Raw genomic sequence first — 15,438 nt, forward strand, 5'->3', positions numbered from 1 at the left:
TTAATGCGCCTCGTTTCGTTGTGCGATGGCCTCAGCCGCCCTAGAGCGTGCTACTTGGTCCGCCTGGTGTACGGTATCAAGGTTAACTCTGTCACAATGAAGAGCATTGTCGGCATTCATCGCGTCAAGCACCCGTTCGACCACCGGTGCCATGTCGGTGAATCGAAGCTGCCCGGCAATGAACCCGTCCAACGCGACCTCCTTGGCGGCGTTGAAGACCGCACCCGACAAGCCGCCGATTTCCATAACGTGGCGGGCCAGGCGCAGGGCGGGCCAACGTTGCTCGTCTGGGGGACGAAAGGTCAGCGTCGCAATTTGCGCCAGATCCAGCCGCGCCACAGGCAGATGCCGACGGTCCGGCCAATGCAGCGCATACCCGATGGCGTGGCGCATATCCGGCGGGCCGATATGGGCCATCAACGCCCCATCGCGGAACCCAACCATGGCGTGGATCAAGGATTCAGGGTGAACGATGACCTCGATCTTGCTAGGCGAAATCCCGAAAAACTCCTTGGTCTCAATGAGTTCTAGGGACTTGTTAAACATAGAGGCAGAATCGATCGTGATCCGCTGACCCATATCCCAGTTCGGATGGCTGGAGGCCTCCGCCAGGGTTGCATCGGCCAGACGTTCAATCGGCCAATCACGAAACGCGCCGCCTGACGCCGTGATGACAATGCGTTCGACGGCGCTGATATCCTCACCGACCAATCCCTGAAAAACTGCGGAATGCTCACTATCCACCGGCAGGATCGTTGCGCCATGGGCTCGCGCTGTCGACATCAGCAGCGGACCGGCCGTCACCAGGCTCTCCTTGTTGGCCAGCGCCAGCGTGGTGCCATGGGCCAAGGCGGCCAAACCAGGCGGAAACCCGGCAGCCCCCACAATGGCAGACATGGTCCAATCCACAGGCCGCTGTGCCGCCTCGATCAGCGCGGCGCGCCCGGCAGCCACCGCAATGCCGGTCCCTGATAAAAGATCCACAAGCTGCTGATAACATTCGGGATAACAGGTGACCGCTATATCGGCGCGCAGCTGCTTTGCTTGCTCGGCCAGCCGGGTCACGTTCCGCCCGCCCGTCAGTGCCACCACGTCATAGATGCCTGGATCACGCGCGATCAGATCAACCGTATTTTCGCCAATCGACCCCGTTGAGCCCAGGATTGTCACCCGCCTCATATGCGGACCTCGGGGACATCCACGACCAAAGCGGTCAGCAACATGAACAACGCCGCCCCCAACAAACCGTCAAACCGGTCGAACAAACCACCATGGCCCGGGATCAAGGTCGAACTGTCCTTGACCCCGACCCTGCGTTTCAACGCGCTTTCGGCAATGTCGCCCATCTGGGACGAAAAACTCAGCAGCATCGAAATCCAGATCAGATCGCGCCCGGCATTGGTGAAGCTCAAAAACAGCAGACCAACCAGACCGGCCCCGACCCAACCGAAGACAATGCCGGACCAGGTCTTTTTCGGGCTGATCCGCGGCCAGAATTTCGGCCCGCCAATGATCCGACCGGCAAAATAGCCCGCCACATCAGTCACCACAACGACGATGACCAACCAAAACAGCCAGGTCCCGCCATGGGTGTCGCGAAACGTCACCAGCCCCCAGCCCGCTGTCACGATGGCCAGGGCAAACAGGAAAAAGGTCAACCGCTCCTTGGGCAGCGCCAAGGCTCCCAGGATCGCAGGTACGAACAGCAAGGACAGATAAGCCCCACCGCCAACCTCCAACAGCCCGGACAGCACGCTTGCCGTCAACGCCGCCAGAAGCATCGAAAACGGCGCCTCATCCACGCGGATCATCCGCGCCAGTTCCCAAACCATCACGGCGGTGACAAAAACGGTGAGCATCTCGAACCAGATGCCCCCCAACCGGATCGCGACGATGCCAACCACCACCATGGCGATGCCCCAGATCAAACGCTCCGACAGGTCATGCCAGCGCGGATTGACCTCAGGCACGCACAGCCCCAAAACGGCGGTCACGCGCACCATATCCGCTCAGCACATCAGCAAAGCAGTCGGCGGTGAAATCGGGCCAGAGCGTATCGATGAATTCATATTCGGCATAGGCCGACTGCCACAGCAAGAAGTTGCTGATGCGGGCCTCACCACTGGTGCGGATGACCAGATCGGGATCCGGCAGCATGCAGGTATCCAGATAACTGGCCAGGGTCGATGCATCCACATCCTCGGCCTTCAACCGCCCCGCCGCGACCTCCGCCGCCATGCGTTGGGTGGCGCGGGTCACCTCATCGCGCCCGCCATAGTTCAGGGCGATGGTCAGATTGACCAGGCTATTGCCAGCCGTCAGCGCCTCTAGGTTGTCCATCATCTGCACCAGCGCGCTATCCAGCCGGACCCGATCACCGATGAATCGCACCCGGACACCGCTTTGCAGCAATCGCTGCGCCTCCCGCTTGATATAGCGCTTGAACAGCGTCATCAGGCCGGACACTTCAACCTGCGTCCGCTTCCAATTCTCGGTCGAGAAGGCAAAGATCGTCAGATATTCAACGCCAAGGCGGGGGCAGGCCTCCACGATATCGCGGACCCGGCGCGCGCCGTGCTGATGCCCCACCAGCCGCGGCCGCCCGCGCGAGGTCGCCCAGCGCCCATTGCCATCCATGATGATCGCCACATGGGCCGGGCCCGCTCCGGGCTGCTCTTCGTCGGGTCGAATATCTTTGGCGGCCATCGCGGTTCCCACGGTAATACCTCGGTCATGATAATCGGATCCGACATAACGCCCCGACCTCGCCTTGGCTAGGGAAAGCCCGGCCCAGTTTCCGCTTCTGCAGAATAAATCATGGAATTCTGACCGTAAGCGTGCAAACCGCACGCATTTGGCCACCAAATCGTCGCGACAAAGCCTGATCCCGGCCTTCGCTGCCTTAGTTCGGCCGCTCGGTCACGCAGGCTGACACTGCAGCTTGCTGGGCCGGGGTGATTTGCGTCTGCGGTGACCAGGTTAAAGCACTCTGTCCCCGACCGGTTTCCTGGCGCGTGAACGCAAGCTCCCCCTGAACCCCAGCCTCCCGCGCACATCGGATCACCGTAAAGTCAGGATCTGGACCCCGGTTTTGGCCGCAAGCCGCTGTCAGGATCATCAGGAAGAGCGCAGGTGCGATTTTTGTGAAGCTGTGCATTATCTGGTCTTTTCTGCGTGGAGCTGGGCCGGTCAAGGGCAGTGGCGTTCGATCGAACCGTCGGCCGTTTGGCCTAGTCACGGCTTACACCTGCATGATCTCGGATTGCTTGTTTTCCAAGGCGTCATCGACGGATTTGACATATTTGTCCGTCAGCTCCTGAACAGAGGCTTCCCAAAACTTCTGGTCATCCTCCGACATGCCGTCCTTGGCCTTCTTGATCTGATCCATCCCATCGCGGCGGATGTTGCGGATCGAGACGCGGCCATTCTCGGCATATTGCGCGGCGACCTTGGTCAGTTCGCGGCGCCGCTCTTCGTTCAGTTCGGGGATCGGCAGCATGATGATCGTGCCGTTCAGCTGCGGATTGATCCCCAACCCGCTTTCGCGAATGGCCTTCTCGACCTTGCCGACCAGCCCCTTGTCCCAGACATTGATCGTCACCATCCGCGGCTCCGGCACATTCACCGTGCCAACCTGATTGACCGGGGTCATGCTGCCATAGGCATCAACCATGACCGGCTCCAGCATCGACGCGCTGGCCCGCCCCGTCCGCAAGGACGCGAACTCCGTCCGTAACGAGGACATGGCCCCGTCCATCCGGCGCTCAAGATCATCGGTATCCAGCATAAATTCGTCAGACATGGGTCACCTCCGGGTCGTTCAACGGACATGGCTTAAACCGCCACTGCCGGATGATCAATCACGCGCGATGCTGGCCCAGCCCCCCAATCGCCGCGCGCCACGTTATCGTGGGTTGGGAAAACGCGCAGCAAATTGAGCCGCCGGTCAACGGCTTGGGCCTGTGCCAGAGCTGCGTCATCCCGGTACGGTGGCCAGAATTCCCCGTTCGAGACAATCCGCGTGCCGCCCGGCATCGGCATCACCTGGGGCCGCTTCTAGCGGGGACGGCGCCTGGACATGCCCGTCCTACCCTCGGCCCGCCCGGTCTCCTCCTCGGATTTGCCCAGCGGTACTGTTGCAGGCGAACTTGCCCCTGACCCCGTAATCGGCATTTGCACGAAATGGAGAAGCGGCGCAGTTTAGCCCGGCCGGCATATTGGCGACGGTGCAGTGGCTGGGCTCACCCACGATGGCTGGGATATAACCACTGCAATCTTCCATGAAGACATTGTCGCGTGTCCCCGCCTCTGTCTACGCCTGGGCGTCTGGTACAAAGTATGGGTCGGAAACCGGTTAAGCGGGGCGGCGTCTCGCGATACCCAACATGGCTGATCGACGCATTGACACACGAGTTCTAAAGCTGCCGTCTGGCCCCTTGGTTTCGCCACCCACGTCACCACCAGATTTCATGATCGCAGCCCGCGGCGCAGAAAGCCACCGTAACCCTCACGCAGATATCGCCGAAACGGATCTTCGGCCTGCCGGACGGCACGGATCCGAACCTGTTAGCGTCTGATTAAAGACAGAATTCGGGGACAAACGAATATCAAATTTTATAAACCGTAAACGTCGTACAAAATCACTCAAACCATCGGTCCTGGCAACTTGGGGCAATCTCGCGATCTCAGATCGCAACTGATCGTCCTTCAGATGATCGACAAAACACGGCTCTTGCCAGCGAACGGTATCTGCCAAATCGCCATCTGGGCGTTGGATATCTTCACGGGCCGCTGACCCGAGTATACGTCCCCTCCCCCGCCAGGATGCCGCGAAAGCCGCCCGGCTCATCCAGGCTAAAGACGATGATCGGCAGGTTGTTATCCCGGGCCAGGGCAATGGCACTGGCATCCATGACCTTCAGGTTCTTGGACAGGCAATCATTGTAGCTGACCGTGTCATAGCGGACGGCGTCATCATGCTCCATCGGGTCCTTGTCATAGACGCCGTCAACCTTGGTGCCCTTGAAAATTGCCTCACAGGCCATCTCGTTGGCGCGCAGCGTCGCTGCCGTATCGGTCGTAAAATAGGGGTTGCCCGTCCCAGCGGCAAAGATGCACACCCGCGCCTTTTCCAGATGTCGCACGGCGCGGCGGCGGATATAGGGCTCACAGACCTGATCCATGGGGATCGCACTGATCACCCGGGTAAAGACCCCCAGCCGCTCCAGCGAGGATTGCATCGCCAGCGCGTTCATCACCGTGCCCAGCATCCCCATGTAATCCGCCGTCGTCCGCTCCATCCCTTGGGCGCTGCCTTGCAGGCCGCGAAAGATGTTGCCGCCGCCGATCACCATGCAGATCTCGACCCCGATATCATGCACCGATTTCACCTCCGCCGCGATCCGCTCCACCGTCGGCGGGTGCAGGCCATAGCCTTGATCGCCCATCAGCGCCTCGCCCGAGATTTTGAGCAATACACGTTTATAGGATGGCTTCGGTTGATCCGATCCCTCGTCAAGCATATCCTGCTCCCTTGCGCTGGTTTTGGCTGCGCGACACCCATGTCTGAAAACGGGCCGGGGTTCAATGGGGAGCGCCGATGGATCTGTCCGATCTCGATACCGAACGCCCGGTTCTGATCGCCGGACCCACGGCAAGCGGCAAATCGGCGCTTGCACTGCGCATCGCCCAGGCCGGTGGCGGCGTGATCGTCAATGCCGATGCGCTGCAGGTCTTTGCCAATTGGCGCATCCTGACGGCCCGGCCCAGCCAGACGGATGAAGCGGCGGTCGCCCATCACCTTTACGGTCATGTCCCCGGCACGCAGGTCTATTCCGCAGGTGGCTGGCTGCGGGAGGTCGCGCCTTTCCTGACAGGATCCCGGGCGATCATCGTGGGCGGGACGGGTCTTAACTTCGCCGCCCTGACCCAAGGCCTGGCAGACATTCCGGCCATCCCGCCGGAGGTCAGAGCCGAAGGGGACGCGCATCCCCTGCCCCATCTGCTCGCCCAGCTTGATCCGCGCACCCGCAACCGGATCGACACCGCCAACCGCGCCCGTGTCCAGCGCGCCTGGGAGGTGCTGCGCGCCACGGGCCGCCCCCTTACCGATTGGCAAGAGGATACCGGGCCGCCGCTCCTCCCCTTGTCCGACGCCCAGCCCCTGCTGGTCGAGGCAGATCGCGACTGGCTCGCACAGCGCATCGCCCGCCGCTTTGACCAGATGATCGCCCTTGGCGCGCTAGAGGAAGCGCGCGCCAATCTTCCCACCTGGGATCCGTCCGCCCCGTCGGCCAAGGCCATCGGCGCGCGGGAGCTTATCGCCCATCTGAAGGGTGAAGTGACGCTCGACGCCGCCCGCGACGCGGCCACGGTCGCCACCCGGCAATATGCCAAACGCCAACGCACCTGGTTCCGCGCCCGCATGAAAGACTGGCACCGCATAGATGCCCATACACTGATGTAGCGGCAAGCGCCCCGGCCACGGTGACGTCATCCCCCGTAATGCGCCGGGCTGTCGGAGTGGCAGACCCGGAACATGCCCTGACCCGCGCTGTTGCTAAGAGCGTCTGACGAAACACCTGAAATATGCCGTATCACGTAACGCGTTGAAATCTATGATTTCAGGCAGTGTTACGTGATTCAGGTTTTTCGCAGGACGCTCTAAACCGGCTCAAAACCGCGCGCAGTTGAAAACGGGGTTGATCCGACAACAGGAGTCGGGCTTGTGATAGGGTCATGTCGTCGCCCGCCCACAATATGCACCTGTCGCCCGAGCCGCCGCAAACCGGTCTGCGCATGGTGCCCCTGCAACGCCTGACCGCCGGCGGGCGTTGGCGCGCGGCCGCCATGCGCAGCTACCGCGCACCGCTCTTACTGTGGTTCACCCGCGGGCAAGGCCGCGTCACCGTGGCAGGCACCACCAGCGGGTTCGGCGCACATAACGCGATCTTTCTGCCCGCTCGCACCATGCACGGGTTCGAAGCGATCTCGCAAATCTTTGGAACGGCAGTGTTTTTCGGAACCGACCCCGATCCGACCCTACCCGATCACAGTCTGCACCTGCGGATCCGCGATGTCATGGCCCAGGCCGAACTGACCGCCCTGCTGGAAACCATCAATCGCGAAGATACCGGCGACCGCCCCGCCCGACACCGCGCGTTGCAGCATTACAGCGGGCTCCTGTCGGTTTGGCTGGAACGCCAGGTGGCCGTCGAAGGGCCCCATAAGGCGTCCAAGACCGCCATGGATCTGGCGGCACGGTTCACCGCCCTGATCGAGGATCAGTTGTTCACCGGCCAGAATGTCAGCGACTATGCCGAGGCGCTGGGCGTCACCCCCACCCATCTCAGCCGGGTCTGCCGCGAAACCTGCGGGCGCCCGGCCTCTGATCTGCTGGCAGACCGCATCACGTTTGAGGCGCGCCGCCTGCTGATCGACACCAAATTACCCGTGCGCCGCGTGGCCGAAGTTCTGGGGTTCACCAGCCCTGCCTACTTCACCCGTGCCTTCCGCGCCCGCACCGGTCTTACCCCATCAGAGTTCCGCGAGAAGCCGCAACACTGATCCCATCCCAGCCTTGCATCGCAGACATGCCGCAAGGTTATGTCGCATTTGTTATGCGAAAATGTCGCTTTTCACCCTCGATTACCCCCCGTGGCCCGTTGACGCCCATCTCAATATTGTGCCGAATGGTACAGGTCATGGGGGTTTCAGACCGAAAATAACAAGATCGATGCCAAAGCGGTCTGCAATCCTCAAATTTCAACGCATCAGCGCAAGAAAAATAAACTCAAGGGAGATACGGATGATTCAAAACGGTTTGGGTGACAAAGCCCAGCATCCCGCAGCCACGATGTACGCCGCCGAATTCAAGGCCGGGCAACTCAGCCGCCGGGAATTTCTCGCGCGCGCCACGGCTTTGGGGGTTACCACGGCTGGCGCCTATGCCCTGATCGGGGCCACGCAACCCGCACAGGCCGCCGGCCATGCAAAAACCGGTGGCACCCTGCGCATCCAGCAGGAAGTGCGCGAGCTCAAAGATCCCCGCACTTATGACTGGTCACAGATCGCAAACTTCACCCGCGGTTGGCTGGAATACCTGGTCCAGATCAATATCGACGGATCCATGGAAGGCCGCCTCCTGGAAAGCTGGGAAGTGAACGAAGACGCGACCGAGATCACGTTGAAGGTCCGCCAAGGCGTCACCTGGAACAATGGCGATGACTTCACCGCCGAAGACGTCGTCCGCAACATCACGGCCTGGTGTGACACGACGCTTGAAGGCAACTCCATGGCCTCTCGCATGGCCTCTTTGGGCGATGAAGGCACAGGCCAGGCCCGCGACGGCGCGATAGAGGCCACGGATACCCACACGGTCGTGCTGCGCCCGTCCCAACCGGATATCACCCTGATCCCCGGCATGGCCGATTACCCCGCAGCGGTCGTTCATTCGTCGTTCACCGCGGACACGATGCTGACCAACCCCATTGGCACCGGCCCCTACAAGCCCGAAAGCCTCGAAGTCGGGGTCAAGGGTGTCGTGGTGCGCAACACCGACCACACCTGGTGGGATGAGGGCAATGGCGCTTATCTCGACCGGATCGAATGGGTTGATTACGGCACCGACTATGCCTCCATCGCGGCGGCGGCGGAATCGGACGAGTTCGACATGACCTACCGCATGGATGGTGAATTCGTCGACATTTTTGACACCTATGAAGGCTGGGCAAAATCCGAGGTCGCAACCGCCAACACCATCGTGATCCGGCCCAACCAGCAGGCAGAGGTCGGCGGCGAAAAGCCCTATGCCGACAAGCGCGTGCGCCAGGCCCTGGCCATGGCTGTGGACAATGCGGTCTGTCTGGAGCTCGGCTTTAACGACAATGGGGTCGTTGCGGAAAACCACCATGTCGCACCGCTCCATCCCGAATATGCCGAGATGGACGCGCCGACATTCGACCCCGCCGGGGCCAAGGCCCTGATGGACGAGGCGGGCATGGGCGATTTCGAACATGAGTTGATCTCCATCGACGATGACTGGCGCAAGAACACCACCGATGCCGTCGCCGCCCAGCTCAGGGATGCTGGGATCAAGGTCAAGCGGACCATCCTGCCCGGCAACACGTTCTGGAATGACTGGGTCAAGTATCCGTTCAGCTCGACCAACTGGAACCAGCGGCCGCTTGGTGTGCAGATCCTGGCGCTGGCCTATAAAACGGGTGTGCCCTGGAACGAATCCGGTTTTTCGAATGCCGAATTCGATGCGCTGCTGGCCGAAGCGTCCTCGATCGCCGATGCCGATGCGCGGCGGGAGGTGATGGTCAAGATCCAGACAATCATGCGAGATGAGGGCGTGGTCATCCAGCCGTACTGGCAGTCCCTCTACCGCCACTACAAGGAAGGGATCGTGGGGGCCGAGATGCATCCCAGCTTTGAGATCCATGTGCACAAGCTGGGCTTTTCCGCCTAACAAATGTGCAAACAGGCTGTCCCCGCGGGGACAGCCTTTCTTTTTATCGGGCCGCCGCACCTTGCGGCTCTTCAAGATGCGTTCCATCGCACACCCGTCCCGATCCATGACCTGACAGGGAATTCCATGGCCATTTTTCTGCTTCGACGCGTTGGCATGATGATACTGACGGCGCTTTGCCTGACCTTCATCGTGTTCTTCCTGACCAACCTCTATCCGAATCTGGAAAAGCTGGCGAAATCCGAAGGCAACCAGCGCATGACCGATGCACAGGTGGCCAGTTGGCTGGATCGCAACGGCCATTCCCAACCGCTGCTGGTGAAGTACGGCCAGTGGCTGGGCGTGGCACCCGGCTTTGTCCACACCGCCGAAAATGGCACGGTCACAGGGCGCTGCATCTCCACCGGCACAGCGCCCGAGGATGCGCCACGGTTCTGCGGCGTCCTGCAAGGCGAATGGGGCATGTCCACCGTCGCGGGTGAGCCGGTGCTGGACCTCACCCTCAGGCGATTGGGGCTGACAGCCTGGCTGATGCTGTGGGTCATGGTGGTGATGGTGCCCATGGCGCTGATCCTTGGCGTCCTGTCTGGAATGCGAGAAGGGTCGGGCATGGACCGGTCGCTATCGACCTTCTCGATCGCGTCCACCGCGACGCCTGAATATGTCTCGGGCGTGATCTTCATCGCCTTCCTCGCCTCGTCGAAATACGGGCTCTCGCCGCTTCTGGCGGATCTTGGCCTGATCGACGGCAAGACGCTTTTCAAAGGTTCCGCTGCCTCCGCGATGAACGACATCACGTTCGAAAACTTTACCCTGCCTGTCATTACAATCGCGCTTTACGGTATGGGCTATATCGCCCGGATGACCCGGGCCAGCATGACCGAGGTCATGACCGCTCAATATATCCGCACCGCCCGGCTCAAGGGGCAAAGCTTTCGCGCAATCGTGCTGAAACATGCGTTGCGCAACGCGCTGATCGCACCGTTCACGGTCATCATGCTGCAATTCCCATGGCTGCTGAACGGGGTCGTGATTGTCGAAACCTTGTTTAATTACAAAGGGTTCGGTTGGACCGTGGTCCTCGCCGCCAGCAATAACGACATCAACTTGCTGCTGGGTCTTTCGGTCGTGGCGGTGGTCGTGGTGCTGGTCACGCAGCTTATTTCAGATGTGGGATATGTCTTTCTAAATCCCCGCATCCGCGTTTCTTAAAGGAGGCTTTGATATGGATCCCCTCACCTGGACCGGCACGCTTGGCCCCTTTCTGAACCCAATCTTCTTAGTGGCCTGCGCGGCCCTGTTGGTCACCGCATTGGCACAGGCTGTCCTGTCCGCTTTTGTGACGACGGGTGGCTCCGGCAACGTTCTCAGCGTCGCGCGCACCCCGGCGGACTATGCCGGTGTCGCGACCAAAGGCGCCTTCTACCTCTTTCTCGCCACCGCCTTGGCCTATCTGATCGGCGGCATCGTGGTGCAAGGCACGCCGAACAAGGGCATCATCGGCGCCATCTCCACCCAGCTTTTGCCGGTCTGGATCGCGCTTGCCGTAACCTTTGCGCTGTCTATCACGTTCAAAAAGAAACTGGGCCTTTGGGGCAAGCTGATGGGCTCCACCATCGGGGCCATCGGCGCGGGCATGGTCCTGTTCTGGATCTTCACCGGCCTCTTTGCCGAGATCATTGCGACCCACCAACCGCTGGAGATCGCCTCTGGCATGAAGAACAAACTACCTGGCACGCCGTTGCGCGGTGCCGAAGAAGGCGAGTTTCAATGGTACTTGCTGGGCGGCGATGCCTTGACGCGCGATGTCTTTAGCCGCGTTGTCCATGGCAGCACCTGGGTCATGGTGATCGCACCGCTCGCCACGATGTTCGCCTTTATGGTCGGCATCAGCCTGGGCGTGCCCGCCGGGTTCTTTGGCGGTGTGCTGGACACGATCCTGTCCTTCGTCGCCAACCTGATCCTGGCCTTTCCGGTGATCCTGCTGTTTTACCTGCTGGTCACACCAGAGATCGTGGATACCGGCCTGCCCATCTACATGGCCGCGGTCCTATTCCTGTTCCCGATCCTGTTTCTGACGGTGCTGTTCAATTCCAAATTCCACACCCAACCGGCGGTCAACTACACGATCCTCGCCGTGGTGATCGGTGGCGGCGGCTGGCTGTATCTTTCGCTTCTGTCCACCCCCGGCACGATCTGGAATTTCCTGCCCCGCGGCGTTGATCTATTCAATCTGCAAGGCAACTTCCTGATCGTCTTTGTCTCGGTCGTGTTCGTGAATTCACCCACCGTGTTCCGCATCGTCCGGGGCCTGGTGCTGGATATCAAAACACGGGACTATGTGGCCGCAGCGCATACTCGCGGCGAAGGCGTCTGGTACACGATGCTGTGGGAGATCCTGCCCAATGCCCGTGGCCCCCTGATCGTCGATTTCTGTCTGCGCATCGGGTACACCACCATCCTGCTGGGCACGTTGGGGTTCTTTGGCCTGGGCCTTGAATCTGAAAGCCCCGACTGGGGATCGACCATCAATACGGGGCGCAAGTTGATCGCCGTCTACATCCACCCGCTGGTCCCCCCGGCCCTGGCGCTGATGAGCCTGGTCCTGGGCCTCAACCTGCTGGCGGACGGCCTGCGCGAGGAAAGCCTGAAAGACTAGAACTCCGCAGTCCGATCACCCAACATGCATCCCCACGGGGCGGCTGCCGTCGCCCCGTGTGATAAACGTTGCGGATCATTGGAGCCGAGATGCCCGGGCCAACGGCCGACTGCTGCGGGTGAGATGAGGATGCACCGTCCGGCTGCGCAGATCGTTCGGTAAAAATAGCATAACCAAATCGCACCCTTTCGGGGATCCGTTTACTATGGCATCCCTGTCTACGCTGCAGGTCAGCGGAAAACGGTAGATATATCAACATATTACGTATCGCCCTGTGCGGGGCGGTCTGATGTTGCTGTTCACCGTGACGCGCCGCAGCTGACAGCCAAAAAACCTGAGGTGAGCCATGAGAGACATTATGAAAAACATGAAAATACGGATTGCTGCGACCCTTTTGATTTGCGCTTTATTCGCCGGAAGCGCCTCCGCCGATGAACTGACGGTGGTGCCACGCGCGGCGGTGACAGACGAGATTGGCACCCGGCAGGTCAGCTTCATGGCCAAGGAGACCGGGACGGGTCGCCATTGCATCCTGGCAGAAAGCGACCTGGAAACCCGCCATGCCCCATGGTCCACCTTCAAGATCCCCAACCTGTTGATTGCGCTTGAAAAAGGGATCGCCGCTGATCTGTCCGCCCCGCGCGCTTGGGACAAAGGCCGCCGCCCCCGATCCGCCTTCTGGCCCGAGGACTGGGCCCAGGACCAGACGCTCAAGACCGCGTTTCAGCGATCGGTGGTCTGGTATTTCCGGGACATCGCACAGGATGTCGGTACAGCGGCGTATCGCGAGGTTCTGACGGCCTGGGATTACGGCAACGCGGCCGTGCCCGGGGGCAGTGACCAGTTTTGGCTGGATCGCAGCCTGCAGATCTCAATCCGGGAACAGGTCAGCTTTCTGGACCGTCTGCTGACCGGGGACCTTGAAGTCTCCCCCAAGGCGCTGGCGGCGCTGACGGAGGCAAGCCTGGCGGGCGAGATCGGCGACGGCACCCTTCACGGCAAAACGGGGGCCGGCACGGTGGAGCGCGGCAATTTCGATGGCCCATTCGAAGGGTGGTATGTCGGTTGGGTCGCCCTGCCGGATCACCCCCCAACCGTCTTTGCCCTGCATGTGCGGGGGGACAGCTTCGCCGAAATCCGGGCATTCCGGAAGGATTTTACGGTGACGCTGCTGGATCAATGTAACAGTGTCCCGAACAGGTAAGCGGCTGCCGTAACTCAGGCATTGACCGTTTGGTGTTAATTGATGAGAGCCGCATCAGAGTTCAGTGCTCCAGCATTCCACGACAAAGGGATGCCGGAGCATCTGCAATCGAAACGCGATCACACCATGGCAAAGATGCGGGCTGGGCCACCTGTCCCGCCTTTATGCTTGGGTGCGCCGATCATCAGCGTCGCCCCGGCAGCGGGCACCTGATCGAGGTTCGCCAGGTTCTCAATCCCGAACCGGCCCGTTGGCAGCCAGGCATAATGGGTATCGAACGTGGTGGAATTGCCCCGATCCAGGGACAGCGTGTCAGACGCCAGCGACCCCGCCCCGGTTTCCAGCAGCATCTGCGCCGCCTCCACGTGGAAGCCCGGATAGTGCTGCGCCTCCCCATCAAAGCCGCGATAGGCATCAGCGTCTTCGACTTTGGCCGCCCAGCCAGAGAACAACGCGACGCAGGCGCCATCTGGGATATCCCCGTTGGCGTCGATCCAAGCTTGCAGATCATCAGGCGTGACCTCCGCATCGGCGCTTTCCGCCGCGCGGGCCGTGATATCGATCACGCAAAGCGGCGCGATCAGGCTTTCCACGGGGATCTCATCAACCGACGCACCATCGGCCGAGAAATGCAGCGGCGCGTCGATATGGGTGCCCGTGTGTTCGTTGATGCTGAGATTCAGCAGGTTGAAGCCATGTTCGGCAAAGTTGAACGGTTGCTCGGACGAGATCCCGGGCTCCCCGAAATAGGTTGGAAAGGCGTCCGATAACAAATGCGTCATGTCCACCACCGCGCCATGACCCGCTGCCAAAGCCGGAGGTGCGGTCACCGTCGTGGCAACCGCAGCCGCGCCAGCCACCGCAGCCCCACCCAGAAAACGGCGCCGCGACAGCATCTTATCCTTGACCGCATTCATCACGCAGATATCACACATGTCCCCACTCCTTTGATTAACCTGATGGTAGGCTAGGCTGCACCATTTTCGCGGGCAACCCCTAGGCAGGTGGGCTGATCGATCCGCCCGACAGCGGATGGTCGATGCCGGTCGTTGCCGGAAAGCTGATCGGCAAGCCTAATTTCGTGCGGGCGGCCAGGTAGGCAAAGGCCTGCGCCTCCAGCATATCGCCGTCCAGGGCTTCGGCCTCAACCGGTTCCACGGGGCAAGCCAGGTGATCGGCGATCATCGCCATCAGAACCGGGTTGCGCCGCCCGCCTCCGGTGACAAGGACACGCTCCACCGGTGCCGGAAAATGGTCCACCCCTTGCGCGACACCGGCGGCGGCAGCGGCAGCGAGGGTGGCCACGGCATCCGCATCTGACAGATGGGACACGGCCTGCCCCAGATCCCTGAAATCATCCCGGTCCAGGGATTTGGGCGGTGGCGCTGCAAAATAGGGATGGGTCAGGAACTGCGCCAAGACCTCGGCTTGTACTTTCCCGCGCGCGGCAAGGATACCGTCGCGGTCAAACGGGTCGCCGCGCCGGGCCATCATCGCGTCATTGATGGGCGCGTTGGCGGGCCCCGTATCAAAGGCGAGGATCGCACCGGGATCCGCAGCCATATCACGACGCGGATCAAGCCAGGTGAGATTGCCCACCCCGCCCAGATTCAGAAAGGCGACCGGTGCGGTCAGCCCGCGCCATTTGGCCAGCGCAAAGTGATAGGCTGGGGACAGGGGCGCGCCCTGCCCGCCCGCCGCCACATCGGCGCTGCGGAAATCCCAGGCCACCGGCACGCCCAAACGGCGCGCCAGAGCCGCGCCATCGCCGGCCTGATGCGTGCGTCCGGCTGCGGGATCATGGGCCAGAGTCTGCCCGTGAAACGCCACCAGATCAATATCGGTGAAATCCCCCAGAACCTCTGCATGGGCCGCCTCAACGACCTGCGCCGCCTCTGCCACACCGGGCGCACCGGGCCACCGGCCGAGGGCTGCGCGCAAAACGGCCTGCTCCTCACCGGTATAGGCGCGGAACCGGGATGGCCCAAAGGCCAGGATCGCGGTGCCGTCCGTTTCGATCACCGCCGCATCGACACCGTCCAGGGACGTGCCCGACATGGCGCCCAAAACCCGCATTCGCTCCATCACGGCCCTTCCCCTTCC

14 protein-coding genes are annotated in these 15,438 nt (G+C 61.4%); 6 read left to right on the forward strand and 8 right to left on the reverse strand.

Annotated features, from left to right (window positions below; genetic code table 11):
• From dxr to pyrH, 6 genes are all read right to left on the reverse strand, one after another.
• Positions 1-1,179 carry a 1-deoxy-D-xylulose-5-phosphate reductoisomerase gene (gene dxr / locus IU397_RS08965; protein WP_204412505.1) on the reverse strand — a complete coding sequence of 393 codons (1,179 nt, stop codon included), beginning with the start codon at positions 1,177-1,179 and terminating at the stop codon, positions 1-3.
• Complete coding sequence (locus IU397_RS08970) at positions 1,176-1,910, reverse strand: phosphatidate cytidylyltransferase (RefSeq protein WP_239479703.1); 735 nt, start codon at positions 1,908-1,910, stop codon at positions 1,176-1,178. Before IU397_RS08970 ends, dxr begins: the two co-directional genes overlap by 4 nt.
• Before the next feature lie 52 nt (positions 1,911-1,962).
• On the reverse strand, positions 1,963-2,706 hold the full coding sequence (gene uppS, locus IU397_RS08975; protein ID WP_204412517.1) for a polyprenyl diphosphate synthase: 744 nt from the start codon (positions 2,704-2,706) through the stop codon (positions 1,963-1,965).
• A 535-nt stretch (positions 2,707-3,241) separates the two neighbouring features.
• Positions 3,242-3,802, reverse strand: coding sequence for a ribosome recycling factor (gene frr / locus IU397_RS08980; protein WP_204412525.1), 561 nt, complete (start codon positions 3,800-3,802; stop codon positions 3,242-3,244).
• 32 nt (positions 3,803-3,834) lie between these two features.
• A complete protein-coding gene (locus IU397_RS08985) occupies positions 3,835-4,035 on the reverse strand; it encodes a hypothetical protein (protein WP_204412526.1) in 201 nt (66 codons plus the stop codon).
• A 746-nt stretch (positions 4,036-4,781) separates the two neighbouring features.
• Positions 4,782-5,522, reverse strand: a complete 741-nt coding sequence (pyrH, locus tag IU397_RS08990) for a UMP kinase (RefSeq protein ID WP_204412527.1) — start codon at positions 5,520-5,522, stop codon at positions 4,782-4,784.
• 77 nt (positions 5,523-5,599) lie between these two features.
• Between pyrH and miaA the strand changes: the two genes are divergently transcribed.
• The 6 genes from miaA to IU397_RS09020 all read left to right on the forward strand — a co-directional run bounded on the left by miaA (position 5,600) and on the right by IU397_RS09020 (position 13,335).
• On the forward strand, positions 5,600-6,466 hold the full coding sequence (gene miaA / locus IU397_RS08995) for a tRNA (adenosine(37)-N6)-dimethylallyltransferase MiaA (protein ID WP_204412528.1): 867 nt from the start codon (positions 5,600-5,602) through the stop codon (positions 6,464-6,466).
• Between the two features lie 272 nt (positions 6,467-6,738).
• The gene (locus tag IU397_RS09000) at positions 6,739-7,566 is read left to right on the forward strand and encodes an AraC family transcriptional regulator (RefSeq protein WP_239479692.1); all 828 of its coding nucleotides are present in this window, start codon (positions 6,739-6,741) and stop codon (positions 7,564-7,566) included.
• Positions 7,567-7,807: 241 nt separating this feature from the next.
• Positions 7,808-9,472: an ABC transporter substrate-binding protein gene (locus IU397_RS09005; RefSeq protein ID WP_204412529.1), complete on the forward strand. Its 1,665-nt coding sequence runs from the start codon at positions 7,808-7,810 to the stop codon at positions 9,470-9,472.
• A 126-nt stretch (positions 9,473-9,598) separates the two neighbouring features.
• Positions 9,599-10,684: an ABC transporter permease gene (locus IU397_RS09010; protein WP_204412530.1), complete on the forward strand. Its 1,086-nt coding sequence runs from the start codon at positions 9,599-9,601 to the stop codon at positions 10,682-10,684.
• Positions 10,685-10,697: 13 nt separating this feature from the next.
• Positions 10,698-12,131: an ABC transporter permease gene (locus IU397_RS09015; RefSeq protein ID WP_204412531.1), complete on the forward strand. Its 1,434-nt coding sequence runs from the start codon at positions 10,698-10,700 to the stop codon at positions 12,129-12,131.
• A 358-nt stretch (positions 12,132-12,489) separates the two neighbouring features.
• Complete coding sequence (locus IU397_RS09020) at positions 12,490-13,335, forward strand: class D beta-lactamase (protein ID WP_204412532.1); 846 nt, start codon at positions 12,490-12,492, stop codon at positions 13,333-13,335.
• Between the two features lie 119 nt (positions 13,336-13,454).
• On the opposite strand, the gene IU397_RS09025 is transcribed toward IU397_RS09020, so the two are convergent.
• Both IU397_RS09025 and IU397_RS09030 read right to left on the reverse strand, forming a co-directional pair.
• On the reverse strand, positions 13,455-14,270 hold the full coding sequence (locus IU397_RS09025) for a cyclase family protein (protein ID WP_204412534.1): 816 nt from the start codon (positions 14,268-14,270) through the stop codon (positions 13,455-13,457).
• A 61-nt stretch (positions 14,271-14,331) separates the two neighbouring features.
• Positions 14,332-15,420 (reverse strand): anhydro-N-acetylmuramic acid kinase, encoded by a 1,089-nt coding sequence (locus IU397_RS09030; protein WP_204412782.1) that lies wholly within the window; start codon positions 15,418-15,420, stop codon positions 14,332-14,334.
• Positions 15,421-15,438: the final 18 nt, after the last annotated feature.

It is taken from the genome of Actibacterium sp. 188UL27-1 (assembly GCF_016901225.1).
Taxonomy (GTDB): Bacteria; Pseudomonadota; Alphaproteobacteria; order Rhodobacterales; family Rhodobacteraceae; genus 188UL27-1.

Bases quoted from the DNA above. Each gene is read 5' to 3' on its own strand.
- dxr (WP_204412505.1), bottom strand. From the start codon at position 1,179: ATGAGGCGGGTGACAATCCTGGGCTCAACGGGGTCGATTGGCGAAAAT.
- IU397_RS08970 (WP_239479703.1), bottom strand. From the start codon at position 1,910: ATGGTGGTGGTTGGCATCGTCGCGATCCGGTTGGGGGGCATCTGGTTC.
- uppS (WP_204412517.1), bottom strand. From the start codon at position 2,706: ATGGCCGCCAAAGATATTCGACCCGACGAAGAGCAGCCCGGAGCGGGC.
- frr (WP_204412525.1), bottom strand. From the start codon at position 3,802: ATGTCTGACGAATTTATGCTGGATACCGATGATCTTGAGCGCCGGATG.
- IU397_RS08985 (WP_204412526.1), bottom strand. From the start codon at position 4,035: ATGCCGGGCGGCACGCGGATTGTCTCGAACGGGGAATTCTGGCCACCG.
- pyrH (WP_204412527.1), bottom strand. From the start codon at position 5,522: ATGCTTGACGAGGGATCGGATCAACCGAAGCCATCCTATAAACGTGTA.
- miaA (WP_204412528.1), top strand. From the start codon at position 5,600: ATGGATCTGTCCGATCTCGATACCGAACGCCCGGTTCTGATCGCCGGA.
- IU397_RS09000 (WP_239479692.1), top strand. From the start codon at position 6,739: ATGTCGTCGCCCGCCCACAATATGCACCTGTCGCCCGAGCCGCCGCAA.
- IU397_RS09005 (WP_204412529.1), top strand. From the start codon at position 7,808: ATGATTCAAAACGGTTTGGGTGACAAAGCCCAGCATCCCGCAGCCACG.
- IU397_RS09010 (WP_204412530.1), top strand. From the start codon at position 9,599: ATGGCCATTTTTCTGCTTCGACGCGTTGGCATGATGATACTGACGGCG.
- IU397_RS09015 (WP_204412531.1), top strand. From the start codon at position 10,698: ATGGATCCCCTCACCTGGACCGGCACGCTTGGCCCCTTTCTGAACCCA.
- IU397_RS09020 (WP_204412532.1), top strand. From the start codon at position 12,490: ATGAAAAACATGAAAATACGGATTGCTGCGACCCTTTTGATTTGCGCT.
- IU397_RS09025 (WP_204412534.1), bottom strand. From the start codon at position 14,270: ATGTGTGATATCTGCGTGATGAATGCGGTCAAGGATAAGATGCTGTCG.
- IU397_RS09030 (WP_204412782.1), bottom strand. From the start codon at position 15,420: ATGGAGCGAATGCGGGTTTTGGGCGCCATGTCGGGCACGTCCCTGGAC.